Below are 26,241 nucleotides of genomic sequence, written 5' to 3'. Positions count from 1 at the left end.
CCCCGCCCGGCGCGGATGTCCGGTTCCGGGGGGCGGGTCAGCCGACGGTGAGGGGCCGGCTGATCAGGCTGCGGGTAAGGGTGCGGCCCAGCCAGCCGCCAGCTTCGGTCTGACTGGCCGGCAGGCCCTGCACGACCTGGCGTGGCGATCCGATGCCCGGGCCGTGGATCACGTCCAGCCTGTCGGCCGTGACCGGATCCTTCCCCTCTGCCGCCCAGGCGACCGTGAAGCGGGCGGGCAGGGCTCCGCGGGCGCGGAGCAGGTCCAGCCGCCAGTGCAGCCGGCCGATCGGGCGGGCGGCATAGCCTGCCGCAGCGGGCCATTGTGCGCCGGTGCCCGGAGCCGTGGTCACCGCCCAGCGGCTGGCGGCGGAACTGGCCGGCAGGCGGTCGAGCAACAGGGCGGGATCGGCATCATGGGCGGCCGTGGCCGCAAGACTGTCGGCGGCGACCGGGCGGAGCATCAGGGCGAGCGCCCCGCCCTCGGCCGCGGCGAATTGCAGGCGCCGGGTGGCGAGCGGGTCGGCATCGGCGACCTCTCCCACCACTGCGGCGACGGCACCGCTGCGCACCGCCTCTTCCATCACCCAGAGCCGTTCGGCGCTGCGCCGGGCCGGTACCACCAGCAGCCGGGACGGATCCAGTCCGAAACCGGCCAGGCCCGGTGCATAAGGAGGGGGCCAGCCGCCGACCCAGAGCACCGGCCCGCTGCGCAGACGCGCTGCGGCAGCGGCCCAGCTGGCGGCAAGGCCAAGCCCGGCACCATGGGCGGCACCGGCCGAGGGATGATCCCCCGCCTCTGCGGTCACGATCTCGTGCAGCCGGGCCAGGCTGAGACCGCCTTCGCCAAGACGGGCGTCGATGGCGGCATGGCCGGTACCGATCATCACGCCCGCCGGCTCCCGATCGCGTCCGACGGTGGAACTGCCCCGGGTTTCGATGCGCGCGATCACTGCCCGCAGCTGGTCGACCCGATCGGGCACCGGGGCCGCGGCGAGACCGGCTGCTGCGGTATCGTCGAGCTGATCATCGCTGGCCTGGGGCTCGGGATCGACCGCGGCCCGTGCGGTTGCCGCGGCGGCAGCCGCAAGCAGGCGCGAAGGCCTGACCCGGATGGCGGGATCGCGCCGTGTATGGGGCGAAAGGGATGTGATGCGGGTTGCGGATCCGAAAGCCATGCCATCCTCCGTCGTCGGGCCGCTTTCCGGCGCTGGCCCCGGGGTGGAAGGAACACCGGCGCGACCGGCCGGTGACGAGATCTGACGGGCAGCACGTTCCGGCACCGGGTATGCGCCCCCGGCCACCATCAGCTGCAGCTCCGCCACGGCCAGGGCGTGCGACCGGCCGGCCTTCACGGTCGCCGGAGAGGTCGTGCTGCCGGCCCGGTCATCGGCCACGGTCCGGGCGTGCGGGCGGCGGGGGCCGTCCCTGAGGATGCGCCCCCCCCGGCCTGGTGCCGGCGCGATGGTTGTCGGCCTGATCGGTATCATCGCTGCCTTCCTGCAAGAGGGGCCCGGTGATGCAAGCGAGGCATGCGAGCCGGGTTTGCGGGGCCGTTTCAGCGGATCGGGGGGGTCCGTTTGTTCTCTTTTTGTTCTAGTCCGGGCCGCAGGTGGAGTCAAGCAGGGGTGCAGGCATCCTGTGGCTGTGACCAATGGCTGCGACAGATCGGCATCGGATGACGGTTTCGCTTGCCTCGGCCGGCCGGCCGCGCGAGCATCGGAATGTAATGAGGCCGTCATATCGCCCGATGGCGATACGGAACGGCCCGCGATCTGACGGGGCCGCCTTCGCTGCGGGCATCCTGCATCGCCGCCGACGGTTCCGCTGCCAAGGAAGGGACGGATCGTCCGATCCGCTTCGACGCGTGGCGTGCCTTTTCGTGCCGACTTCCCGTCCTGCCGCCCGCGCCTGTAACACCCGACATCGGACGACCTCCATCCGTTCCGGATGCTGGGGAGGATGCCATGTCCACCAACACGGCAGAGGGCAGGCCCGCGGGGGCCATGCCCGACAGAGTTCCAGCGGCGCCGCGATGCGCCGTCCTCATCGGACCTTATGGAACCGGCAAGACCAGCCTGCTTGAGGCCATGCTGTGGATCTCGGGCACCACCGGCCGGCTTGGCCGGGTGGCCGACGGCACCGCCCGGGGCGATGCCTGGCCCGAGGCGCGCGGCCAGATCTCGGGCGGGCTTACCCTCAATACCGCCCGTATCGATTATCTGGGCGAACGCTGGACGATGCTCGACTGCCCCGGCGCCGCTGATTGCCGCCAGGATATGCGCGACTGCCTGACGGTCGCCGACGTGGCGGTGGTGGTCTGCGACCCCGATCCTGCCCGGGTTGAGGCGCTGGCACCGATCTTTACCCTGCTTGAGGAGATGCGTGTTCCCCACATGGTGTTCATCAACAAGGTGGACACCCTGAGCGTGCGTGTCGCCACCATCCTCGATGCCCTGCAATCCGCCAGCCGCCGGCCGCTGGTGCTGCGCGAAGTGCCGATCCGCGAGCGCAGCGCCTCGGGCGAGGAGCGGGTGGTCGGCCATGTCGACCTGGCCAGCGAACGTGCCTATCGCTATCGCCCCGGATCGGCGTCGGAGGTCGTGCGGCTGCCCGCCTCGCTCAGCGCCCGCGAGCAGGAGGCCCGGCAGGTGATGCTTGAGACGCTGGCCGATTTCGACGATGTGCTGCTGGAGCAGCTGCTTGAGGAAACCCATCCCGACCGCAAGACCATCTATCGCGATCTCGGCCGGGAATTCGGCCGCGAGACCATCGTGCCGGTGTTCTTCGGCAATGCGCTTGAAGGGTTCGGGGTCCGGCGGCTGATGAAGGCGCTGCGCCACGAGACCCCGGGTGTCGCCGTCACCGCCTGCCGCGAAGGCGTACTCGACCCGGTCGATACCGAGGACGAGGGGGAAGATGCGGTCCTGCGCGGACATGATGACGGCCGGATGCGGGCCCGGCTGTTCAAGGTGCTGCATCTGCCGCATCTGGGCCGGGTCGGGATCGCCCGGCTGTGGTCGGGCCGGCTGGCCGAAGGGGATGACTTTGCCGGTCAGCGTCTGGGCCAGATCGGCATGTTCGACGGCCCGGCCATGATCCGCCGCACCGATGCGGCGGTCGCGGGCGAGGTGGTGGTGCTGCCCCGGCTTGAAAACGTGCCCGTCGGCGTGACGGTCGATGCCAAAGGCGTGATTGCCGAAGGGCGCCGGCATGTGCCGATGCCGGTGGCCGGGCTGGTGCTGGCGGCCGCCCGCGCCGCCGATGAAGCCAAGCTGGGTGCTGCCCTGGCGCGGCTGGTGGAAGAGGATTCGTCCTATCGGATCGATGCGCGCCCCGACATGTCCGAAACGGTGCTGATCGGCCAGGGTGCCCGCCATCTGGCCCTGGCGGTGGAGCGGCTGAAGCTGCGCTTCGGGATCGAAGTGGAGGCCCGGCCGCCCCGGATCGCCTTCCGCGAGGCACCGCGCCGGCCGGCGGCGGCCCGGGCGCGCCACAAGCGTCAGAGCGGCGGCCATGGCCAGTTTGCCGATGTGTCGCTGGAACTCACCCCTCTGGGCCGCGGTGAAGGTTTCCGCTTCGAGGACCGGACCGTCGGCGGTTCCGTGCCCCGCAATTTCGTGCCCGCCGTGGAGGCGGGGGTGCGCGACGCGATGGTCACCGGGCCGCTTGGCTTCCCGGTGGTCGATCTGGCGGTCTCCCTGACCGACGGTCTGCATCACGCGGTCGACAGTTCCGACATGGCCTTCCGGACCGCTGCCCGTATGGCGATGACCGAGGCCCTGGGCGAGGCGGATCCGGTACTGCTGGAACCGGTGCGGCCGGTGCGGATGACGGCACCGGGCAGTGCCACCGCCCGCATGCATGCCGCCATCCAGTCCGCCCGCGGCCAGATCCTGGGCCTGGAGGCGGTGGCCCAGCCCGTGGGCTGGGACCGGCTGGAAGCGATGGTACCCGACGCAGAACTGCCCCGGCTGATCGATGATCTGGCGGCCGCTACCCAGGGGCTGGCAGTGATCGAAGCCGGGGAGGCCGTGCTCCAGGAGGTGCCGGGCAAACTGGGGGAGAAGCTGGCCAGAACCCACGCCGCCTGATCACCGGGCACGTGCACCGGCTGTCATCTGCCATCGCCCGGTCCCTGTGCGGTACCGGGCGATGGCACATCTCCGGCATGGTCTGGAAAAATGCCGGGCTCCGCCTTGCGTCCGCCTCGGGGGCCTGCAACACTTCCCGGGCTGGATGATGGAGCGCGGTCGTGGGGGGATGGCGACCGGCAGGCGACGACGGCAGGGGCCCGTGGCTCCGATCGCGAGAGGGCATCGCGCAGGTGCGCATCGGCAGGCATCGGGACAAGATTTCATCCGCGCCGACGACGGCGGCCGGAGCAGCGGATCACGATCACGGCGGGGCCTCGGCACCGCTGTCCCATTCTGCTGCCACCCCGGCTGATGTCAGCTTTGGCCGCTTGATCCGGCCCATCCTGGGGGTGATGGCCATCGGGCTGGTTCTTGTCGGTGCAATCGTCGTAACCGCAGCCGGGGTGCAGGACCAGGCGGCCCTTAACCAGCAGCAGCGCCTGATCCGCGATCTGCTCAGTGCCCGGATGTCGACCCTGGAGCGTACCGTCGTCGATTATGCCTGGTGGGACGAGGCGGTCATCGCGACGCAGGCGCCCGTCGACGACACCTGGCTCAACGACAATTTCGGGGCCTATCTGCGCCAGACCTTCGCCGTCGACGGCAGCCTTGTGATGGGGATGTCGGGACCGCCGGTCTATCTTTCCGTCGGCGAAAGATTTTCCGGGACCGAGATCAATACCCTGCCATCGATGCTTGCCCCCCTGATTGAAGCCGCACTGGCGACCGGCGGGCCGGAGCCGCAGGCCGTGAAACGGACGATCAGGATCGGTGACAGCATCGTCTTTGCCGTCGCCGCCCGTATTGCACCTTTCGTGACCAACGGAACGGTTCCCCCGATGGCGGCCCCCGGTCAGGCGCTGGTCATCTTTCAGCGCCTGGACCGGTATTTCCCGGGCCATGACATGATCGGGGGCCTGCCCGAGGTGACCCTTACCCTGGCGATGCCGCAGAGTGACGCTGCACTGGCGCTGGACGGTCCGGACGGAACCCCCATCGCCTGGTTCACCTGGAGGCCAGATCAGCCTGGCCGGACGCTTCTGGAAAGCACGGTGCCGCTGGTCGTCATCGCGCTTCTGCTGATGTCGGCGCTGGTCTGGAGTGCGGCCGCCCGGGCGCGGCTGGCCGTGGGAAGCCTGACGTATAATGCGCGGCTGCTTGCGGACCGCAACCGGCGGCTCAGTGAGCAGGAGCAGCGCTTCCGTGATGTCGCCGGCATCGCCAGCGACTGGATCTGGGAAACCGATGCCGATGGCCGGTTCATCTACGTCTCCCGCCGGATCGTGGATCGACTGGGGATTCCGGCCGACCGGCTGATCGGCACCCGTCGCGCCGATTTGCCGGCCATGGCCTGGCGGCGCGCCGAAGAGCGGCGCTGGCGACGGCACCTGGACGAGATGGCGGCCGGTGTCGCCTTCGACGGTCTGCGTTATGAATTGCTGGATGCTCATGGGCGCCGCCGGGTGATCGAAGAAGCGGGGCGGCCGATCCTGGATGCTCGTGGTCGGGTGATCGGCCATCGTGGTGTTTCGACGGACATCACCGATCGTATGGAAGCGGAAGCCCGGGCCTGGGCCGCACATCGCTTGATGCTGGATGCGCTGGACAGCACGCGTGAGGGGATCGCGATCTATGATCGCGACCTCAGGCTGGTGATCGTAAACCGCCGCATGGTCGATCTGTTTCAGGTGGTCGCCGACCTGCTGGTGCCCGGCACCCTGCTAGAGGATCTGGTGCGTGCCGCGGTCGATCGCGGTGCCTATGGTGGCGACAGCCGGTTTTCGGTCGAGACGGCGATGCGTCGTTATGGCGATATCGTCCACCACCGCAGCGATGCGCTGGTCGATGTCCGCATGGCCGATGGCCGCCTGTTGGAACTGAGCGAACGTGCCACCGCCGATGGCGGGCTGGTGGTCGTTGCCCGCGATGCGACCGATGTGCGTCGGCGTGAACGCGCCCTGGCCGAAAGCGAAGAGCGGTTCCGGGCAATTGCGGAAGCGGCGCCGCTGCCGATGCTGATCGTGATGCAGGAGGGCCGGCGCCTGCTCTTCGCCAACCGTGCGGCGGTAGACGCCTTCGGACTGGACGATCTGGTCGGCGGCCAGACCGAAGGCGGTTTGATCTTCGACCGGCTGTTCGCAGACCCGGGGGCGGCGGCGCTGATCATGGCCGAGTTGAGCGGCCGGGCCGCGGCGGAGCGGGTCGAAGCCCCCATGATCCGGGCCGGAGATCGTGCCTTCTGGGGGCTGCTCAGCGCCTGTGCCCTGCGCTATGGCGGTGCGGCATCCCTGCTGGTGGTCGTACACGACATTACCGACCGGCGCATGGCCGAAGATGCGCTGCGCAGCCGCGAAACCCGCCTGCGCCGTCAGAACGGGGCCATTGCCGCGATCGCCCATGGCGGTGGGCTGTTCACAGGCGATCCTGCCAGCGTCATCCGGGTCGTCAGCGAAACGGCGGCAGAGATCATCGATGTCGGCCGGGTCTCCGTCTGGCTGGCGGGGACGATGCCGGTCAGGACGGACAGCCGGTCTTCCGATCCGGTCGATTTCATGTGCATCGATCATTTCGACGCGCGTGCCGGCAGTCATCTGCCGACGGATGGGCAGCATATCTCGGTGGCCGGTATGCCGCGCTATTTTGAGGCACTGCTGCCTGAACGCGTTCTGGTCGTGGGGGATGCCTGGGACCACCCGGCGATGGCCGAGGTGATGACATTGCCGCGCTATGGCGACAGGCTGGGTGCCCTGATGGACGCGACCGTCCGGGTGGATGGCCGGGTGGTCGGTATCCTGTGTTGCGAACATTTCGGCACGTCCCGTCACTGGGCCCAGGACGAGGTGAATTTCATAGGCTCCCTGGCTGATCTGATCGCCCTTGCCCTGGTGGGCGCAGAGCGCAGACGCGCCGAGGCGGCCCTGCTGGAGGCCAAGGAAACGGCCGAACTCGCCAATCGTGCAAAGAGCGAATTCCTGGCCAATATGAGCCATGAACTGCGCACGCCGCTGAATGCGGTGATCGGCTTTTCCGAAATGATCGCCCTGGAGACCCTTGGTCCGGTCGGCAATCCCCGCTATCTGGAATACGCCCGCGATATTACCGAGAGTGGCGGCCATCTGCTGGCGGTGATCAGCGATATCCTCGACATGTCGAAGATCGAAGCCGGCCGGCTGGATCTGGACGAGAGGCCGGTCGATCTGAGGGCAATGGTCGCCCGGACCCGGGGCATGGTTCAGGCCCGCGCCGATGCCGGCGGGATCACCCTGGAGACCGAGCTGCCACCCGGCCTGCCGCCCGTTCTGGTGGATGAGCGGCGCATGAAGCAGGTGCTGCTCAATCTTCTGTCCAATGCGGTGAAGTTCACCGAACCGGGCGGCCGGGTGACTGTGGCGGCGGTACCGGGCAGGGATGGCGGTATGGATATCACCGTCACTGATACGGGCATCGGCATCGCACCTGGTGATCTGTCGAAGGTGCTGACCCCGTTCGGCCAGATCGAGAGTGCCTTGAGCCGCCGGTTTGAAGGCACCGGGCTCGGCTTGCCCCTGTCCAAGGCAATCGTGGAGCTGCATGGCGGCCGGCTGCTGCTCGACAGCCGGCCGGGCCAGGGGACCACCGTCACGATTCATCTGCCTGCGGCGCGGGTTGCCGGTCGCGGTGGGCGCTGGGTGGTGGGATCGTCGGGCTGATGACATCCCGCGCCGGGGTGATCATGCGCGAAACCCGTCCCTGCAGGACAGGCGGTCCCGGCTCCGGCGGCAGCGGATCGCCCGGCGGCGGTGGCGGCAGGGCCAGAGCCGAGAGAGCCGTAGCCAGAACCGCCACACGCACCAGCATCGCCACAGAAGGGCAGGGCCGGACCGACCCCACTACATCAGCACCTGAATAAGGCAGGTATCCGTTGCAGCCAGATTGTAGATATTGCTGCCGGTCACCTGACAGGCGGCTGTGCTGGTGACCACCGATCCGGTACCCGGCAGTCCGTCATCCAGTTCCGCATCCAGCCGACGGGCCTGATCGACGCTCAGCAAGGGCGTTGAATTACCAGTGGTTGAACCGGTGGTCATGCTGCCGATCCTGAGCCAGACGCCGCTCGTTGCTCCGACCGTCGCCGAGACCAGCTGGTATTGTCCACCCAGTGGCGTGGACGGCGCGGATGTACCCGCCGGCGGCATTTTGAGATTGGTCAGGAACTGCGCGGCGGTCAGATGACGCCAGGCATTCAGGCTCTCCTGGCTGGCGCCGTCGCCTGACAGTGTGCCATTGCCGTCGCCGGCCGCGACGCCGCTTGCAAGTGCTGCCGCATCGGCGTAGTCGCCGGGCAGGGCGCCATAGCGTTCCTGAAACTGGCCGAACGCGGTGCGGATGGCACCAACCTCTGATACGAAGGCCTGGACGCGGCTGTTGCCGACCATGCCCTGGGCCTGCAGAACCGTACCGACCAGCAGGGCGATGACGACGAGCGCAATGGCCACCTCGACCAGGGTGAAGCCGCGATCGTCTTCGGTTATGCCAGACCTGGATACGTCAGGCCCGGATACGGACTGTCTGGAGCCGGAATGCCCGGCTGCGGAACGGGTGCGGATGCTCATCACTGTGGCTCGCTTTCGCTTTCAGGAACGGGCCGGCCGGGTATCGGTGCCGGCATGGGGGAAGGCGGTGTGGAGGGGGAAGGCGCGGGGAAGGGCAGGGGCCGCGGATCGGTGGTGAAGCCGCGATAGAGGTCGATATCGGCGGGGGCGATGGTGCCGCCGGTGTCGTCGCGCAGGATCGTGGCGCGCAGGAAGACCACCAGCTCCACCGTATGGCTGGCATCGGTATCGGCGCGGAACAGCCGCCCCACCCAGGGCAGATCCTTCAGCACCGGAGCGCCGCTTTCATCGAAGCGGGCGCGTTCTTCCATCAACCCGCCCATGATCATGATCTCGCCCGACCGGATGCGCAGAACCGAGTCCAGCTCGCGGACCTCCACCACCGGTACCAGGCTCTCCACCTGGTTCTGCGAGGCGATGGCGACGCCCGGATCGGCGACTTCGCGCGCGATGCGGGTGATGGTCGGCCGCACGGTCATGACCACCGAGCGCTCGTCGGCGGCAATCGCCGGCTGCACGCTGAGCACGAGCCCGATGGGGACCGTGTTCAGCTTCGAATTGACCGTCAGGGTCACGTCGCCGGTGTCGTCGTCGGTCTCGCGCTCGACATCAAGGGTGAAATAGACGGCATTCTCGGCCACCTTGAGCAGGGCCGTCTGGTTGTTGAGCACGGTGAGCCGCGGACTGGAGAGCGTGCGCACCGCACCGAAGCGCGCGGCCAGACCGACCAGGGCGTCGATATCAGATCCGGAGACCCGAATGCCCAGGACGTCGTCGACCCCGTTCGCGATCCGGGCGGCCGGTGCGCCGAACCGGCCGGAGATGGTGACATCCCCCGACAGAATTGCCGACCAGTCGATTCCGGCCTCGTAGCCCTCGTCGAGCGCCACCTCTACGACACGGGCTTCGATCAGGACCTGCCGCCCGGTGGTGCGGCGCAGACCGGCGATCACCCGGCGGGCGGTTTCCTGGGCACCGCGATCGCCATAGACGGCGATCACGCCGGTGCGCGGGTTCACGCTCAATCGGGGGCGGCGGTCATCCGCCGGATCTGCGATCTGGGCGGCGTCATCACCGGCGATGCCAAGGGCGGCCGCCAGTGTTCGGGTGGCATCGTTCCAGAAGGCGCCGTCGGTCTGGTTGCGGATGGCGATGGACGAGCCGTTGCGGTCGGCTGTACCGCCACTGCCGGTGCCGACGGTGTCGAGTTCTGACGAGGCTGCGACACCACCATCCACCCGGCGGACCATATCGGGCTGATCAATGCGGTAGATGCGGACCACCGGCCGGTCGCGTTCGACCAGAAGCACCCCGCCTTCGATCCGGTAGACGAAATTCACCTGGCGGCCGATCGCTGCCAGTGCTTTGCCGAGCGGTACACCAGAGAGGCTGACCCTGACCATGCCGCTGACGGCCGGATCGATCACCACGCCCGCCCCTGCCTGATGGGCCAGATCTTCCACCACCTCGGCGATCGGGATCTGACCAGCCACCCGGATATCGACCGGGCGTGTCAGGATTGCCCGGGCCTCCGGATCGGGGGCCGGATCGTCCGGATCGTCATCGTCTTCCGGGGGCAGCGGTGCCGGCGGTATCGTCTGCGGAGCTTGTCTGACCCCCGGTGGTGGTTCCGCTGCCGGCGCGCCCCCGATCGCCCGATAGTCGCGGCGGTCCAGGCCCAGCGCCCGGTCGCGCAGATCGGCAGTGCCGCAGGCGGTGAGGACGAGGACAAGAAGGACAGACAGGAAGGGCCGGGCGGGGCAGAGCATACCGGTCATGGACAGACCTCATCAGGCAGTACCCCGTCGATACCCAGACAGATCCGCTGTCCAAGGGCGAGAGGAACCACGACCCGACCTTCAGCCAGACGGATGCTGACGGTGTCGCGACCGACCGCTTCGACGACTGGGGCATCTCTCTGACCCTGCTCTCCCCTGGCGATCCGTTGGCCATTGATCCAGATGCGCCAGTCCGGCCCCGGCCCGCGCGCGATGCCGTCGAGCGTGATGCGGCGTGCGACCGGGGGCGGTTCATTCCCGGCCGGCCGGTCGGAGCCGGTCAGCCGACGCTGATGTGCCGCCGGCTCCAGGGCAAGGGCGACCACGGTTCCCGGCCTGTCGGGCAGGACGACGGGCATCGCCAGGTCGTGGCGGGCGAGGAGGGTGGCCAGCGGATCCCCGGCCGGACCGTCGGGCCGGGGCGGCAGGCTGGCCTGATCGATGGTGGCGAAGCGCAATACGGCGCGGGCATGCGCCAGGCCTTCATCCGGGCGGTCGGCCAGATCCAGGCGGTCGATCACGGCGCGACCCGGCAGCGCGGCACGCATGGCCACAAGCCCGGCACGGATTTCGGCATCCGAGGGCGCTGTCAATTCTGCGGTGACCAGAACCGGCCGAAGCAGAGGCAGAGCCTCTGCCGTCGGCGGATAGGGCAGCCGCCGATCTGCCGGCCGCGGCGTCACCGTCTCGGCCGGTGCATCGGCGAGCGACAGGCGGATGGTTCCGATACCGGCGGCCAGGGCCAGATCATTCAGCTGCCGGAGCAAGGGTGCCGGTGCCGGCGGCCCGAACAGCGGCCGCGGATCTGCGGCAAGCCGCCCGGCACCGGGGCCGAGCCGCCAAGCCGCCGCTTCTGCCTGTCTGAAACGGGCTCTTGCCGCCTCGGCGGTTCGGGCCAGGCTCTCGGCATGAGCCTGTGCCCGCTCCACCTTCAGTGCCATGCTCAGATCTGCGACGATCACGGCCAGAGCGCCAAGAGCCAGCCCCGCCAGCCGGCGCGAGCGCCCGGCCGGGCGGCGGCCCGGGCTGCCATCCGCCGACACCGCGGCCGGGCGGGCTGCACGCAAGCCGAAGCGCCGTGCCGAAAGCCGCGGTCTGCATGCCGCCCCGGACCTGCCGGCATCGGCGGGCAGCGGTGCCAGGATCAACTGACCGCGGAAAGGGCTGCCTTCGGGCAGAGTGCCCCCGGCAGGATCCTCCTGGCCATTGCCGCTGAATGCCGGGGGCTGGCGTGTGAGAGGCGGGCGGCCGTTCGGACCGGGTGGCGGATCGGCAACCGCGGCCATGCCGAGCCCGGCGGTGGTGACGGTCCCGGCAAAGCCCCGCCGCAGGGCCTCGGCTGCCGCGGCATCGCTGCGGGTGATCTCGATGTCGAGCATCAGCCGGCCGGCTTCCGTACCGTTGCCGCCCCGTTGATGACGTAGCCCGGTGATGGCGAGGCCTTCCGGCCTGAGCACCGCCAGGCGGTCCAGCACGCAGAGCAGGTCTACCGGTGCCGCCTGTTCCATGGCGGCAAGTCCGCCCAGGGCAGAGGCGACCCGTGTGGCATGGGCCAGACGTCCGGCATCGGTGCCGCCGGCTGCTGCGCTGCGCAGATCGAACTCCGTGGCGAGCATCAGATCGCGCTGGGCGGCAACCATCGCCTCGTCGACCAGCCCGGCCGCCTGCAGGCCTGGCAGAATCAGGGCGGCAGACAGAAGAATGGCGGCAGCGGGCGCGGCCGCATTGCGCATGCGCATCGGCTGATCGTGCCAGGAACGGGCGGCGACCGTGCCGGTTGCCGGGATCGGTCCGAAGGCCTGGACACGCAGCGGCGGGGTCTCGTCAAGCAGGGCGGCAAGAGCCAGACGGGTGAGCAGGCCCGGCAGACGGTCTCTGTCCGGGATGGTGGGGTCCGGCATGGTAAGGAATGGCGGTTGATGATGACGCAGCGCCATCTCTTCCCTGTCGGGGGATGGGGCGATCAACGGGGCGTGGTCGTCGATCAGCAGCGTGATCAGATCAAGGGTGGCGTGATGTCGATGAAGATGGCGGCGGACCGCCCGGCTTCCGTCCATGGCGGCTTCGACGGGTCGCAGGCCCGATAGCGGGCGACGGCTGGCGAAGACCGGCAGACCTGCTTCGCAGAGGATCTGATCGATCCCGGCGTCCGACGACTGGTCGGGTGATACCGGCACGTGCAGGGCCAGCCACCGTGCCTCGTGCTCCTTTGCCAGGGCCATCCCGGCCGGCAGCACCGGCGGCAAAGGCCGGAGATGCAGCCCGACAATGGCCGCAGCCCTGGTGCAGGCTTGAAGTTCCGCCGAGGCGGCGACGAAAACGAGCGCCCGCCTGTCCGGCCGGCGGGCCGGATCTATGCCCGGATCCGTGCCCGTGCCGCCACCCCCATCTCCGCTGCCGGGTGGCAGGGGGCTGATGGCGACGAAGCCCTGATCCAGGCCAAGTTCACCTGCGGCGGCGGTGATCCGGCGGGCTTCGATCTGCTGCCGGATCCGCCGGCCCAGCCGGGGGAGGGCAATGGTCGCAACCCGTGGTCGGTCGTCTTCCACGACCAGCGGCAGCGTACGGCGCAGCCCTTCACGCCGCCCCATCGTTGCAAGGCTGCGCCAGTCGGCCGGCGTTTCCGGACCCGGGTGCAGGGCCACGCCGTCCGGGGCCCGTGTCGCCAGCCAGAGCCGGCCGCCCCGATCGAGCAGCAGAACCTGTCGGGCTGAGGAGTGCGTGCGCAGGTTCATCCACCGACCTCCGCCAGCCCGGAATACAGGGCACCCAGCACCAGCCGGCCGATGCCGGCGACGATGAGGGCCAGAAACATGACCAGGGCGGGTTCCAGCAGGGCGGTCAGCCGATCGACCGAACGCTCGATGCTGCGGTCCAGCGCCCGGGCGGCACTGCGGGCGGCATCGGGCAGCCGGCCGGCTGCTGCACCGGCAATCAGTGGCGCCTGGGCCACGGCAGGCCAGGGTTCGAGCAGGGCGAAGGCCTCGGCCGGCGGAACCCCGCGAATGATCAGGCGGCGGACATTGCCGATCTGTCGGGCGAGTTCGGGATCTGCGGCACCAATCGCCGCCAGTTCCAGTGCCTCCGTGACCGGTGCGCCGGCCTCTGCGGCCAGGATCAGGGCGCGCAGGCTGCGGGCCGCCGCGAGCTGATGGCGCAGGCGTATGATCGGTGTCCAGCGGTCGATCCGCCGGGCAATGGCCGGATGGCGCCGGGCGATCAGCAGCCCTGCCAGCAGTGCCGTGGGCAGGCCGGCGATCGCCCCGATTGCGAGGCCGGGCGCGGCACCGATGGCGATGGCCAGTTGCAGCGTCGGGTCATCGCCCGCAACACCGAGTTCGGTCATCAGACCGGCAAGTTCGGGGAGCGCGCCGCCGATGAGGGCGACGAGAGAGGCGAAGGTGGTGGCACCCAGCACGATCGGGTAGCGCAATGCCCGGGCGATCCGGGCATGGATCAGGGCCTCGGTTTCATGATGATGGGCAAGATCGTCAATCGCCGGGGTCAGCCGCCCCGTGCGTGTGGCAACCGCAAACACCGTTGCGGCCACCGGCCCGAGATCCCGCCCGGCCGCCGCCGCGGCCTCGGCCGGGCTCCGTCCGGCGCGGATGGCTGCGGCCATGCCGGTGAACCCATGGGCCGCGGCGTGGGAGATGCCACCCCGGGCCGCGGCATCCAGCGCCGCCGGCAGGTCACGGGCGGCAGCCAGATGCAGACCCGCCGCAGACCAGGCTTCGGCAAGTGCGGCATGACGTTCGGCCGGGCCCGCCACCAGGCTGCCGGAGCGGGTAAGCCCCTGCCAGACCAGGGCCAACCCTTCCCGAACGGGACGGATGGAGAGCGGGTCGAGCCCACGCGCTTCCAGCTGGCGGAGGGCCGTGTCGACATCGCCGGCCAGAATGCGGCCGTGCAGCAGGTTGCCCTCGGCATCGATCGCCCGGAACCGCCAGCGGCGCATGGCGGCATCCGGCATATCTGCCATCGGCGGACAGGTGGTCGGGAGCATGGGATCGGGCCGGTCGATCATGGCCGGTCAAGCGGCCCGACCACCGCCTCGATTTCGCCGCGGGTGCTGAGGCCGTGTCTCTCGATCTCGCGGGCATCGGCCAGCAGGCTCTGATGACCGCATCGGGCCAGATATGCGGCCAGATGCGGCCGTGCCGCATCCCCGGCAAGCAGGTCGTCGAAGGCATCGTCGGGGATCAGCAGTTCGGCGACTGGCACCCGGCCGCGGAAACCGGTGAAACCGCAGGCCGGACAGCCGCGACCTGCCATCCCCGGTGCGGGTGAACAGTCCGGACACAAGCGCCGCACCAGCCGTTGAACCAGAACGGCGGCCAGAACACCCGCCAGCCGGCGTGGCGCCAGACCCAGATCACGCAGCCGGTCGATGACGCCCAGGGCATCGCCCGCGTGCAGCGTGGTATAGACCCGGTGGCCGGTCACGGCGGCACGATAGGCCATGGCTGCGGTGGTCTCGTCACGCATTTCGCCGACCAGCAGAACATCGGGATCCTGGCGCATCAGGGACCGGATACCGTCGGCGAAGCTCAACTCCGGCAGGCGTGACAGATCGGTCTGGCGCACCCCGTCCAGCGGGTATTCCACCGGATCCTCCAGGGTCGCGACCGCCAGCCGGCGGCGATCTATCAGGCCGGTCAGGGCGCGCAGGGTGGTGCTCTTGCCGCTGCCGGTCGGGCCGGCCACAACCACGATCCCGTCAGGCCGCCGGGCAATGCGGCGCAGCCCCTCGACGATTCGGGAGGTGAGGCCCAGGCCGTCGAGCTGTCGCAGCCGGCGGTCAGCATCCAGCAGCCTGAGAACCACCGCCTCGCCGTGGACGGTGGGATGGGTCGCCACGCGGATTTCCACCGCCAGCCCGTCGATCCTGCTTGTGATCCGCCCGTCCTGGGGGCGCAGGGTGACGACTGCATCCAGCCCCGCCATCACCTTGAAGCGGGTAACGAGGCCCGATGCGATGGCGGCATCCAGCAGCCGGAACGGTGTCAGAACGCCATCGATCCGCAAGCGGATGCCCAGATGCCCCGGTGCCGGATCGAGATGCAGATCGGAAGCACCGGCCCGGACGGCCGCAGCGATCAACATATCGGCGAGGCGCGTCACCGCACTTTCTTCGGCATCGGCGACCGGCCGGTCGCGAAACGGATCTTCGGGCATATGCTCGGCGGCGATGGTCAGCCCTGGGGTGGCGCCACTGCCGGCCGCCGCCGCGATCATGGCATCGATCATCGGGTCATTGCGATGCAACCGGCCGATCAGCCGTGCGAAGGCGGTTCGCCCGATGACCATCCGTCGCAGCTGCCCTGCATGGCCCAGCCTGCGGCGAATGGTTTCCGCCGCAGTGAGGTCGTCGGGATCAATCATGGCGAGTAGCAGTTCGCCCTGTTCGACACCAAGCGGAACGGCACCGGCGGTGACCAGCATCTCGGCCGAAAGCCCGGCCGCATCCGATGGAACCGGATGGCCCGGCCAGGCTGCCAGACCTGACTCGGCGGCCAGTACCGCTACGAGATCGGCCTCGTCGACCAGTCCCATATGTTCGATTGCACGAAGCAGCGATCCGCCGGGAAGGCGACCCGCCTCGCGCCGGACCAGTCTGGCGGCATCCGCAGTCAGCAGGCCGCGTGCCATCAACGCATCGGCCAGATCCCGTCCGCTAGTCTCTGAATTGCTACCGTTGATCATGTTCATAATGAAAATCCACCACCTATACAATTAAACCAAAAGATGTGGATAAAGATCGTTCAAGATGTATTGTTATCAAGTACATCTCCTTTAAAGATTGCATACGCAAGGGGTCACGATTTGTCGAGTCGAAATCGCCTGAGGCGCGTGAATACCGAAGACGGTTTCGTCTTGGTGGAAATTGCTGTTGCCGTGTTCGTGCTTGCCCTGCTTCTGGGCAGCGTTCTGCCGCTCTTGCGCGCGGAAACCGTCTCGGCACGAAGCGCGTCGACCGATCGGCGCATGGCGGCGGTCATGGCCGTGCTGGCAGCCGAACTAGCCCGGAGCGGACATCTGCCATGTCCGGCAAGCGGTACGGACGGGATCGCGCAGGCCGCATGCAGCGGCGCGGTAACCGGCCAGGTTCCGGCTGCGAGCCTTGGACTGCCGGCGGCAGCGGTTCAGGACGGCTGGTCGCGGCCCTTCACTTATGCCGTGGATGCCCGTGCGACGCAGACCGTGGATCTGGCGGACTGGTGCGGGCGTGCCGATGGCTTTGACGTGCTGACGCTGGAAGGGGCCTCGCCGCAGCACCCCGTGGTGTTGCTTGTGGCACATGGCCCGGGCGGCGGAGCATGGCTGGCCGGGGGTGGGCGGGCACCCGGCACCGCGTCGGAGGCCGAGACGGAAAACGCCGATGATGACGGGGTTTTCGCAGTCGTGCCGTTCGTGGCCTCAGGGCCCGACAGGTTCGATGACCGGATTCTTGCCTATGCAGAGCCGGCATTCACCAGCCTGCATGGCATCCATTGCCCAGCCGCCACCACCGGCCCCGGCCAGGAGGACCAGGCGATGATGGATGCGGCCGCAGTCCATGAGCGCAGGGCAGAGGATAATCAGCTGGCCCTGATGGTTGCCCGGGCGGCCGTCACCTCGGTCTCAAGCCGGGACGCAGCCGTTACGTCAGGAACTTCCACTTCGAGCGATGCACAGGCGGCGGCCAGACGCTGGTAGCCATAATTGGCTGCCAGGCCCTTGAGGGCATGCAGCCCACTTCTCCATGCATCTGCATCCCCCGTCGTTGCAGCGACGGCGATCTGTTCATGGGTGCTGGCCGCGCTTTCCGCGAACATGCCGTAAAGGGCGCGTGTCCGTTCGGCACCAAGGGCCTTTTCAATCTCACCCTGCCGTACCGGGTCGAGCACCGGGGGCATCCCGCCGGCATCTCCTGACGATCCGTCTTCCGGTTCGGGCCCGGCCAACGGGGGATCGTCGTTGAGCAGAGTGGCCAGGGTGTCGCGCAGCTCGCCCCAGTTCACGGGCTTTGCCACAAAGGCGTTGATCCCGGCATCGAGATAGCGTGACCGGTTCTCAAGCATGGCATCAGCGGAAAGGGCCAGGATCGGCACCTGGCCGTCCTTCCCCGACCGTGCGCGGATCCGGCGGGTTGCCGTGACGCCGTCCATCCGCGGCATCTGCATATCCATGACGATGGCGTCGAAGGCGGTACGGGCAGACATCTCGACGGCAGCCGCACCATCCTCTGCGATCGCAACGTCGAAGCCCATGCGTTGCAGGGCTTCGTTCAGGAGCTCCCGGTTGACGGGATTGTCCTCGGCGATCAGGAGCCTGCGGCCCTTGAAACCGGCGACGGCCATCAATGCGCCGGCGTTGTGACTGTCCGCCGGCCGGGAGGGGGAGCGGGAATCGCCCCGGCGGCTGGCCGCGTGTCCGCCCTGGGTCCGGCAGGGGAGCATGATCGTGAAGACCGACCCGACACCGGGCAGGCTGTCGACGGTGAGCTCACCGCCCATTGCCGCCGTCAGCCGGCGCGAGATGGCCAGGCCCAGACCGGTCCCCGAGGGGGGTGTCGCATCGCCCTGAACGGCGGCGGCATCAGAGCGATCCGCCGCCTGAACGAAGGGCTGAAAGATCGCATCCAGTGCATCCGCGGCAATGCCGATGCCGGTATCGGCGACGGCGATGGACAGGAAGGACGGATGATCCCCCTCGCCCTTGCAGTCGACGCGGATCTCGACAAAGCCGGTCTCGGTGAATTTGATGGCATTGCCGACCAGGTTCATCAGCACCTGCCGCAGGCGCATCGGATCAGCCAGCACCGTCTCGGGAACGCCGGGGCCGCGGCGGATCGACAGATTGATGCCCTTCTGCGACGCCCGGCCCTCGAAGAGCCCGACGACGTCGTCCAGCAGCCGGCCGATCATCACCGGCTCCTCGTGCAGAACCAGGCGTCCCGCTTCTACCTTCGAGAGATCGAGGATATCGTTGAGCAGTGTCATCAGCCCTTCCGCCGACCGCCGCATCGCGGTTACCCAGCGCCGCTGGCGACCATCCAGATCGGTACCGGCCAGCAGGTCGAGCATGCCCAGAACCCCGGTCATGGGGGTGCGCAGTTCATGGCTCATATTGGCCAGAAACATTGATTTGGCGGCGTTGGCACGTTCGGCCGATGCGCGTGCGGTCCGCAGATCCTGTTCGATGCGATGCAGGCCGGTGCCGTCGATCGCCAGCACGTCGGCGATCAGGCAGCCATCGGCCGTGGGGCGCGGCGTGGTGGCATAGAGGAGCACCCAGCGCGTCACCCCGTCGCGGCCGGGAAGCGGCAGGCCGAAGCCGGGTGGCATATCACCGCGGATGGCGGCTCTGATGGCGGGCAGCAGGCGCTGGTCGTCGCGCAGGGCCATTTCGTCCAGCTGCTGCGGATCGGAGCGGATCATGTCGGGCGAAAGGCCGCCGGTCAGATTGCGGATGCCGGCGCCTGCGTAGAGCACGGCAATATCGCCGCCCGGATCCAGGCGGATCTGCAGGATTGCGCCCGGTACGTTGTCGGCGATCGCCTGAAAGCGCCGTCGCTCCGACGCCAGGGCCCGTTCCGCGGTCAGACGCCGGCGTTCAACCGTCAGAAGTCCACCCAGGACCACGGTGGCGATCAATCCGCTGAGGAAGAGGAGGGGGGCGAACTGTTTCAGCAGGCGCCCGTCATACATCAGGCCGTGGATGGTCGGGACCAGTACCATGGCTGGAGCACCTACCAGGGCGCCGGCAATGAACAGATCGGTCATGCGGATGCCGGTTCTGCGTCGCAGCGCCCACCAGCCCACCGACATAAGGCTGACAATCACCAGCGACAGCGCCGTTCCGGTCGCAATCGGCCCGCCCTGCAGCACCCGTGACGCAATCGTCGTCGCACCCACCACCAGTGTGGCTGCCGGGCCGCCGAATGGTGCAGACAAGAGAACCAGTATGGCCCGGCCGTCGAAAGCAATGTCGGGAGCGATCTCCACAGAGATCATCATCGAGATCAGGGCGGCAGCCGCAAAGATCAGGCCGACGACGATCCCGCGGGTCAGCCGGCTCATCTGCAGGCGGCACTGTCCGAAAGCGCCGAAGGCGACTGCGGCAAGCGCGACCACCCCCAGATTTTGTATCAAGGGCAGCAGCAACGGGCCCCAATGCTGCATGAACATGTGACGGGTGGTCCCTGGGTGAAGTCCATGGCGTGCCGCTCCCCGTCGCCGGTCGTGCCGCCTGTCGAGAGCTGCATTTTACACCGACGTGATATGCCGCGGTACTTGCAACGACGTATTTTCTCACACAATCAAAAGTTGAAATATGTCGGAAATAATAATGTGTGTATGCACGCCATTCGGCTGGAACCACAGGCCCCGGGCAGGCATTCTGCGAAGAGGGTGCGCTTGACGTCGTCAATCTTTACGTTTACGTTAACGTTAATCAGCGACCGGCTGAAGCCGGCCTGTACGGGGAGGGGAAGCATGAGCACAGACGATCTGGTCCGGCGTATGCAGGAAAAGGCAGCCAGGGGCGGTGCCCTTGGGGCGACCGTGAAGTTCGAGCTTGAGGACGGCACGATCTTCATTGACGGCCGGTCCACCCCTGCCGAGGTTTCAGCGGCGGATCGGGAGGCCGATTGCACCATTCGCTGTTCGGCGGAAACCCTGGACCGGCTGATGACCGGCGATCTGTCGGCGACCATGGCCTTCATGACCGGCAAGCTGAAGGTCGAAGGCGACATGGCGGTGGCGATGAAGCTGTCGTCCATTCTCTGAAAATTCGACCGGCTGCGGGTATCGCCCGATACCCGCAGCTGGTGATCCGATGCTTCCGTCTGCCGGCACGGATGTGCCCGGCAGATCCCCCCGGAAGCAGGCGAGGGGATGCAGACCCTATGGCTGCATCCCCTTTTTCGTGGCCGGTACGGGACAAGGGGCGGATCTGAACGAAGCAGGGCGGCATCCTCCCGGATACCGCCCTGCTTCGTGTGTGTGCGTGTGCCGACGGTCGCCGGATCAGCCGGCCTGCTTCATCAGCCAGTCGCCATAGGCCTCACGCAGCTTCAGCTTCAGCAGCTTTCCGGTGGCGGTGTGGGGCAGCTCCTCGACGAAAATCACATCGTCGGGCAGCCACCACTTCACGACCTTGGTCTCCAGGTAATCGAGCATGCCCTGCTTGTCGAGCGTCGCGCCTTCGCGCCGGATGACCAGGAGCAGCGGGCGCTCCTGCCACTTCGGATGAGCGACGCCGATGACGGCCGCTTCCTTGACGTCGGGATGGCCGACCGCCGCGTTCTCCAGATCGATCGAGCTGATCCACTCACCGCCCGACTTGATCACGTCCTTGGCGCGGTCGACGATCTGGGCATAGCCGTCCTGATCGACCGTCGCGATGTCGCCGGTATCGAACCAGCCGTCCTCGTCGAGGATGTTCTCGTCATCCCGGCGGAAATAGGATTTGAGAACCCAGGGACCGCGAACCTTCAGATGGCCGAAGGCGACACCGTCATTGGGGAGTTCATTGCCTTCGTCGTCGGTGATCCGCATTTCGACGCCATAGGCCGGCTTGCCGATCTTGGTCTGAAGCTTGTACTTCGCCTCCTGATCCAGCGACAGGTGCTTGGCCTTGAAGGTGCAGGCGGTGCCGATCGGGCTGAGTTCGGTCATGCCCCAGGCATGGAGCAGGAAGGTGCCGTGCTTTTCCTGGAACTTACGGATCATCGACTCAGGCGCAGCCGAGCCACCGACCACGGCGATGCGCACGCCGTCCATGCGCCGGCCGATCTCGTCCAGATGGTTGAGCAGGGCGAGCCACACGGTCGGCACGCCGGCCAGCACCGTCGGGCGCTCCATCTCGATCAACTCGGCCAGGCCGGGGCCGTCCAGCCGCGGCCCGGGGAAGATCAGCTTGGCCCCGACCATCGGGCAGGCATAGGGAAGGCCCCAGGCATTGACATGGAACATCGGCACCACCGGCAGCACGGCATCGGTCGCCGAGATGCCGAGCGTGTCGGTCATGCACACGCCGTAGGAATGCAGCACGTTCGAGCGGTGGGAATAGAGCACGCCCTTGGGGTTGCCCGTGGTGCCCGAGGTGTAGCACAGCGACGAGGCGGTGTTCTCGTCGAAGGTCGGGAAGTCATAGCTGTCAGACTGATCCGCGATCAGCTCTTCATAGCAGATCGCATTCGGGATCGAGGTTTCGGGCATGTTGGCCCGGTCGGTCATGACGACCACGGCCTCGACCGTCGGGATCTTGCCGATCAGCTTTTCGATGATCGGGACGAAGGTCAGGTCGACCAGGATGACCCGGTCTTCGGCATGATTGACGATGTACTCGATCTGCTCAAGGAACAGGCGCGGGTTGATCGTGTGCAGGATTGCACCCATGCCCGACACCGCAAAATAGGCCTCGAAATGGCGATAGCCGTTCCATGCCAGGGTGCCGACGCGGTCGCCCATGGCGATGCCGAAGCGCGAGGCCAAGGCATTCGCAAGCTGCTGCACGCGCTTATAGGCGTCCGCATAGGTGTAGCGGTGGATGGGGCCTTCGCAGGTCCGTGACACGATCTCCACGTCGCCGTGAAACCTGGCGGCGTTCCTGATCAGCGGTGCGATCAGAAGCTGCGTGTCCATCATCTGGCCGCGCATGGATCCTCCCTTGGGATATGCAGTGGCGCAGCTCCATCTTCGGGAGCCGCGTCGGCCGGCCGCGCCTGAACGGCCGTGTCCTGGAATGTCCGTCGCAACCCCTGCCGCACGATACCGCTCCCCCAAGCGGGCCGCCGGTCGTTGTACGGGTTGCCGGCGGGGGCCAGACTACCGCGTCGGTACCGCTTTGTGAACTGGCTTGCACCCTGGCAAAGGCCGCAGAAAACCGCCATTTGCGCGCTTCCCGCAGCAGGCTCCAAAGGGGGGAAGATCTTCGCGTGTGCCGTGGGGTGATCCGTCTGGTGACCCGTGCATGGCCTCGCCAACGCAAGAGCGCTGAGCGGTGTGCCGGCGACAAGAAAAAGCCCTGCAGGCGAACCTGCAGGGCTTTCTCAATTGGCTCCCCGAGCCGGACTCGAACCAGCGACCCGGTGGTTAACAGCCACCTGCTCTACCGACTGAGCTATCGGGGATCAGTGCGTCCGGGGCCTTCGGTAGGGCGTCCCGTCCGTGTCGTCTGTGGGCCGGGCTTTTATCACCGCTCTGCCTGCCTGTCCAGCTTTATTTTCGGTCGCTTCCAAGGTCTGTTCGGAAGTCTCCGGTATACCGGCATCCTGCCGGGGCAGGATGGAAGAGTTGGAGGCCGGGGGCGGGATCGAACCGCCGGTCGGGGATTTGCAGTCCCCTGCATTACCACTTTGCTACCCGGCCACCGGGTCTTCACTGCAGGCCGCCATCCGGATCCGTGATCTGTCGACCCGTAATCTTTCAGGCGGCGATGTCTTCAAGCCGTGTCGCCGGCTTCCGCCGATGACCGTCCCGTGACGGATCGCGTTTATAGAGAGGTCGACCGGTGCGGTCAACCCCGCAATCGCAGCCATGTCGACGATCCGCTGCAAAGACCAGTCTATCGGCTCGGGCGGCTTCCGTCACGGCCCGTCTGCATCTGCGGCGGACGGCGTGATTGTCATCCCCCGCGGCCCCCGGTATAAGTTGCGGCGATGCGTCATCCGATGCCGCGTCGTCGTCTGACCGACCGGAAGCAGCCGAGAGCCCGTAGCATGCACGACTACAGCGATGCCCGCCGCAACATGGTGCTGAGCCAGCTCCTCACCAACAAGGTCACCGACGAGCGCGTGATCGAAGCCATGGGCGCGGTTCCGCGCGAACGCTTCGTCCCCGCGAGCCATCGGGCCGTGGCCTATGTCGACGAGGACGTGGCGGTCGGCCATGGCCGTTTCCTGATGGAGCCGATGCTGTTTGCGCGGCTGCTTCAGGCTGCCGACGTGAAGTCGCACGAGGCGGTGCTCGACGTCGCCTGTGCGACCGGCTACTCGACCGCGGTTCTCGCCCGCCTCGCCTCGGCGGTGGTGGCGCTGGAGGATCAGCCGGAACTCGCCGAACAGGCGGGGGAGCTCCTCGATCAGCTGGGGGTCAGCAATGCCGCCGTGGTTTCGGGCCCGGTGGCGGAGGGTTACGCTGCCCAGGCTCCCTACGATGTGATCGTCGTGGAAGGCGCGCTGGAAGTGGAGCCCAAGGCGCTGCTGGACCAGCTTGCCGATGGCGGCCGTCTGGTCGCGGTCATGAACGACGAAGGTCGCGTCGGCCGCGCAACGATTTTCACCAATTATGCCGGTGCAATCGCCCGCCGCACCCTGTTCGATGCCTCGACGCCGCACATCGCCGCCTTCCGCAAGAAAGTCGGCTTCGTTTTCTGACGACGGGACCATCGCACATCCCTGGTGACGGGACCTCGGATGTGCGACTGCCGGGCAGGGAGATCCGGCCGACATCCAGGGATGGGGAGACGGGACGGTGAGACGATCGGTACTCGCGGCGGTACTTGCCGCCGGAACCATGCTGGCGACGCCTTTTGTCGCGTCGGCTGAATCGCTCCAGGACGCGCTGGTCTCGGCCTATGCCGGCAATCCGCGCATCGATGCGATCCGCGCCCAGCTGCGCGCCGTCGACGAGAATATACCCGCAGCCCTGGCGGGCCGCAGGCCGCAGGCGCAGATTCAGGCCAGCGCCGGCCGCGCCGGAACCTCGGTCCAGAACAGCAAGACCTATGGCACCGATCCGCGCTCCGTCACCCTGCAGGTGACCCAGCCGGTCTGGACCGGCGGACGTGTGGATGCCCAGCTGGGCCAGGCCGAGGCACAGGTGCTCGCCACCCGCGAGCAGGTACGGGCAATCGAGCAGGATGTGCTGCGCGAAGCGGCATCGACCTATGGCGACGTTTTCCGTGACCGTGCCGTGGTCGACCTCAACGAGAACAATGTCCGCGTGCTGGAACGTCAGCTGCAGGCGACGCGCGACCGGTTTGAGGTGGGGGAGGTCACCCGTACCGACGTTGCCCAGGCCGAAGCCCGGCTGGCGAGTGCCCGGGCGGATCTGACGGCAGCCCAGGGGGCGCTGGCCAGTTCCGAGGCGACCTATCTGCGGGTCATCGGCCGCACACCCGAGACGCTTGAGCCACCGCGTCCTTTTCCCGACCTGCCCGGCACCCGTGCCGATGCCATCGGTCGGGCCCGCGACGACAATCCCTCGGTGCGGGCCGCCCGCTATACCGTCGACGTCGCCGAGCAGCAGGTGAGATCTTCGGAAGCGACGCGCATGCCGCAGGTGTCGGTGGTCGGCAGCCATCAGCGCGAGCGTGACAGCTCTTACGCGCTGGATCGGACCGAGGACAGCCGGATCGTCGCCCAGGTCACCGTGCCGCTTTATCAGGGCGGCGGCGAGTTCGCCGGTATCCGCCAGGCCAAGGAGACCCGGGCCCAGCGTCGCGGCGAGCTGATGACCGCTGAACGCCAGGCGGTCGAGGGCGCCACCGCCGCCTGGGAGCAGCTGCGCTCTGCCCAGGCCTCGATCGCCTCTCTGGATGCGGCCGTTCGCGCGGCCGAGATCGCGCTTGAAGGCGTGCGCGAGGAGGCGGCCGTCGGTGCCCGCACGACGCTCGACGTGCTCGACGCCGAACAGGAACTCTTCATCGCCCGGGTCAATCTGGTTCGGGCGCAGCGCAACGTCATCGTTGCCGGTTTCGAGCTGGCAGCGGCCGTCGGTGCACTCGACATCCAGGCGATTTCCGCCGACGTACCCGTCTACGACCCCCAGGACAATTACCGCAAGGTACGTGATGCCTGGTGGGGGACGGGCGACTGACCGGAGGGGCATCCCCTCCCGACCCACCCCGGATGCCGGACCGACCGGCCCCGCCCGCAGCGGGGCCGGTTCGTCGTTGCTGGCATTCATCGGCCGACTGCCTTAGAGTGGCGGCAACCGGACACGCGCGAGGAGCCCCAAGGGGCCGATGACCGACAGGACTCAAAACCAGGAACCGTCGATGGAGGAAATTCTCGCCTCCATCCGGCGCATCATCGCCGAAGAGGACGGTGAAGAGGGTGGTGCCGCGGCACCGGCTGCAGCCGGTGGCGCGTCGCAGCCGCGCGACGATCGCGAGGACGTGCTCGATCTGATCGATGTGGTCGAGCCCGATCCCTTCGACGATCCGGCGCCCGAACCCGAACCCGATCCGCGTGGCGGCAACGATTTCGACGACGACGATTTCGGCCCCGGCCCCAGCTTTGCGGCCGCTGCCGATGACGATCTTTTCGACGACGAGCCGGCCAGACCCGCGGCACCCGCGGCCGATCCCTGGGATGCGCTTCAGGACGACGAGGATGACGGCTTCGCGTCTGAACCGGATCCTGAGCCCGAACCGGAACCTGCGCCGGCACCCGCACCGGCCCCCCGGCCTGCGCCGGCTCCCCGGCCTGCGGCCGCGGATGGGGACGGGCTGATGTCTCAGGCGGCGAGTGCAGCCACGGTTGCAGCCTTTGCGACGCTGGGCCAGGCCCTGACGGGTGCCGGGCAGAATGAAGGGCGGCCCCAGGCCGCCTTTGGTGGCCGGACGCTGGAAGAGCTGGTTGCCGACATCCTGCGTCCCCTGCTCAAGGACTGGCTGGACCAGAACCTGCCGCCGATGGTGGAACGTCTGGTACGTGAGGAAATCCAGCGGCTCGCGGAACGCTCGCTGCGTTCATGAGCCGCAGGCTGTCCGGCGGGCGTGCCCGCGGGCACGCCCTGAT

15 protein-coding genes and 2 tRNA genes are annotated in these 26,241 nt (G+C 67.9%); 7 read left to right on the top strand and 10 right to left on the bottom strand.

The window, feature by feature from the left end; translation table 11 throughout:
- Positions 1-37 precede the first annotated feature (37 nt).
- Positions 38-1,177: an ImuA family protein gene (locus tag P7L68_RS17440; protein ID WP_372000249.1), complete on the bottom strand. Its 1,140-nt coding sequence runs from the start codon at positions 1,175-1,177 to the stop codon at positions 38-40.
- Positions 1,178-1,966: 789 nt separating this feature from the next.
- Between P7L68_RS17440 and P7L68_RS17435 the strand changes: the two genes are divergently transcribed.
- On the top strand, positions 1,967-4,093 hold the full coding sequence (locus tag P7L68_RS17435; RefSeq protein WP_372000247.1) for an elongation factor G: 2,127 nt from the start codon (positions 1,967-1,969) through the stop codon (positions 4,091-4,093).
- A 371-nt stretch (positions 4,094-4,464) separates the two neighbouring features.
- Complete coding sequence (locus tag P7L68_RS17430) at positions 4,465-7,824, top strand: ATP-binding protein (RefSeq protein WP_372000245.1); 3,360 nt, start codon at positions 4,465-4,467, stop codon at positions 7,822-7,824.
- Between the two features lie 180 nt (positions 7,825-8,004).
- On the opposite strand, the gene P7L68_RS17425 is transcribed toward P7L68_RS17430, so the two are convergent.
- The 5 genes from P7L68_RS17425 to P7L68_RS17405 all read right to left on the bottom strand — a co-directional run bounded on the left by P7L68_RS17425 (position 8,005) and on the right by P7L68_RS17405 (position 16,217).
- Positions 8,005-8,727: a type II secretion system protein gene (locus P7L68_RS17425; RefSeq protein ID WP_372000243.1), complete on the bottom strand. Its 723-nt coding sequence runs from the start codon at positions 8,725-8,727 to the stop codon at positions 8,005-8,007.
- On the bottom strand, positions 8,727-10,505 hold the full coding sequence (locus tag P7L68_RS17420) for a hypothetical protein (protein ID WP_372000241.1): 1,779 nt from the start codon (positions 10,503-10,505) through the stop codon (positions 8,727-8,729). The genes P7L68_RS17425 and P7L68_RS17420 overlap by 1 nt, the downstream gene beginning before the upstream one ends.
- Positions 10,502-13,240, bottom strand: a complete 2,739-nt coding sequence (locus tag P7L68_RS17415) for a hypothetical protein (protein WP_372000239.1) — start codon at positions 13,238-13,240, stop codon at positions 10,502-10,504. Before P7L68_RS17415 ends, P7L68_RS17420 begins: the two co-directional genes overlap by 4 nt.
- A complete protein-coding gene (locus tag P7L68_RS17410; protein ID WP_372000237.1) occupies positions 13,237-14,463 on the bottom strand; it encodes a type II secretion system F family protein in 1,227 nt (408 codons plus the stop codon). Before P7L68_RS17410 ends, P7L68_RS17415 begins: the two co-directional genes overlap by 4 nt.
- Positions 14,464-14,528: 65 nt before the next feature.
- Positions 14,529-16,217 (bottom strand): GspE/PulE family protein, encoded by a 1,689-nt coding sequence (locus tag P7L68_RS17405; protein ID WP_372000235.1) that lies wholly within the window; start codon positions 16,215-16,217, stop codon positions 14,529-14,531.
- Positions 16,218-16,253: 36 nt separating this feature from the next.
- Between P7L68_RS17405 and P7L68_RS17400 the strand changes: the two genes are divergently transcribed.
- Positions 16,254-17,204 carry a hypothetical protein gene (locus P7L68_RS17400; protein WP_372000232.1) on the top strand — a complete coding sequence of 317 codons (951 nt, stop codon included), beginning with the start codon at positions 16,254-16,256 and terminating at the stop codon, positions 17,202-17,204.
- Here the strand turns inward: P7L68_RS17400 and P7L68_RS17395 are convergent.
- A complete protein-coding gene (locus P7L68_RS17395) occupies positions 17,087-19,678 on the bottom strand; it encodes a response regulator (protein WP_372000229.1) in 2,592 nt (863 codons plus the stop codon). The genes P7L68_RS17400 and P7L68_RS17395 overlap by 118 nt on opposite strands.
- Before the next feature lie 306 nt (positions 19,679-19,984).
- On the opposite strand from P7L68_RS17395, the gene P7L68_RS17390 reads away from it, so the two are divergent.
- Positions 19,985-20,278 (top strand): SCP2 sterol-binding domain-containing protein, encoded by a 294-nt coding sequence (locus P7L68_RS17390; protein ID WP_372000227.1) that lies wholly within the window; start codon positions 19,985-19,987, stop codon positions 20,276-20,278.
- 240 nt (positions 20,279-20,518) lie between these two features.
- On the opposite strand, the gene P7L68_RS17385 is transcribed toward P7L68_RS17390, so the two are convergent.
- From P7L68_RS17385 to P7L68_RS17375, 3 genes are all read right to left on the bottom strand, one after another.
- Positions 20,519-22,153 (bottom strand): 3-(methylthio)propionyl-CoA ligase, encoded by a 1,635-nt coding sequence (locus P7L68_RS17385; protein ID WP_372000225.1) that lies wholly within the window; start codon positions 22,151-22,153, stop codon positions 20,519-20,521.
- A 397-nt stretch (positions 22,154-22,550) separates the two neighbouring features.
- Positions 22,551-22,626: transfer RNA gene (locus P7L68_RS17380), tRNA-Asn, on the bottom strand.
- Positions 22,627-22,790: 164 nt separating this feature from the next.
- Positions 22,791-22,864, bottom strand: a tRNA-Cys gene (locus P7L68_RS17375).
- A 350-nt stretch (positions 22,865-23,214) separates the two neighbouring features.
- On the opposite strand from P7L68_RS17375, the gene P7L68_RS17370 reads away from it, so the two are divergent.
- From P7L68_RS17370 to P7L68_RS17360, 3 genes are all read left to right on the top strand, one after another.
- Positions 23,215-23,871: a protein-L-isoaspartate O-methyltransferase gene (locus P7L68_RS17370; RefSeq protein ID WP_372000223.1), complete on the top strand. Its 657-nt coding sequence runs from the start codon at positions 23,215-23,217 to the stop codon at positions 23,869-23,871.
- Between the two features lie 97 nt (positions 23,872-23,968).
- On the top strand, positions 23,969-25,315 hold the full coding sequence (locus tag P7L68_RS17365; RefSeq protein ID WP_372000221.1) for a TolC family outer membrane protein: 1,347 nt from the start codon (positions 23,969-23,971) through the stop codon (positions 25,313-25,315).
- A 148-nt stretch (positions 25,316-25,463) separates the two neighbouring features.
- Positions 25,464-26,198 (top strand): DUF2497 domain-containing protein, encoded by a 735-nt coding sequence (locus tag P7L68_RS17360; RefSeq protein ID WP_372000219.1) that lies wholly within the window; start codon positions 25,464-25,466, stop codon positions 26,196-26,198.
- The last annotated feature ends 43 nt before the right edge of the window (positions 26,199-26,241 follow it).

This window comes from Tistrella mobilis, from assembly GCF_041468085.1.
Taxonomy (GTDB): domain Bacteria; phylum Pseudomonadota; class Alphaproteobacteria; order Tistrellales; family Tistrellaceae; genus Tistrella; species Tistrella mobilis_A.
Note: the sequence above shows the minus strand (reverse complement) of the source record. Positions and strands in the feature narration are given on the sequence as shown.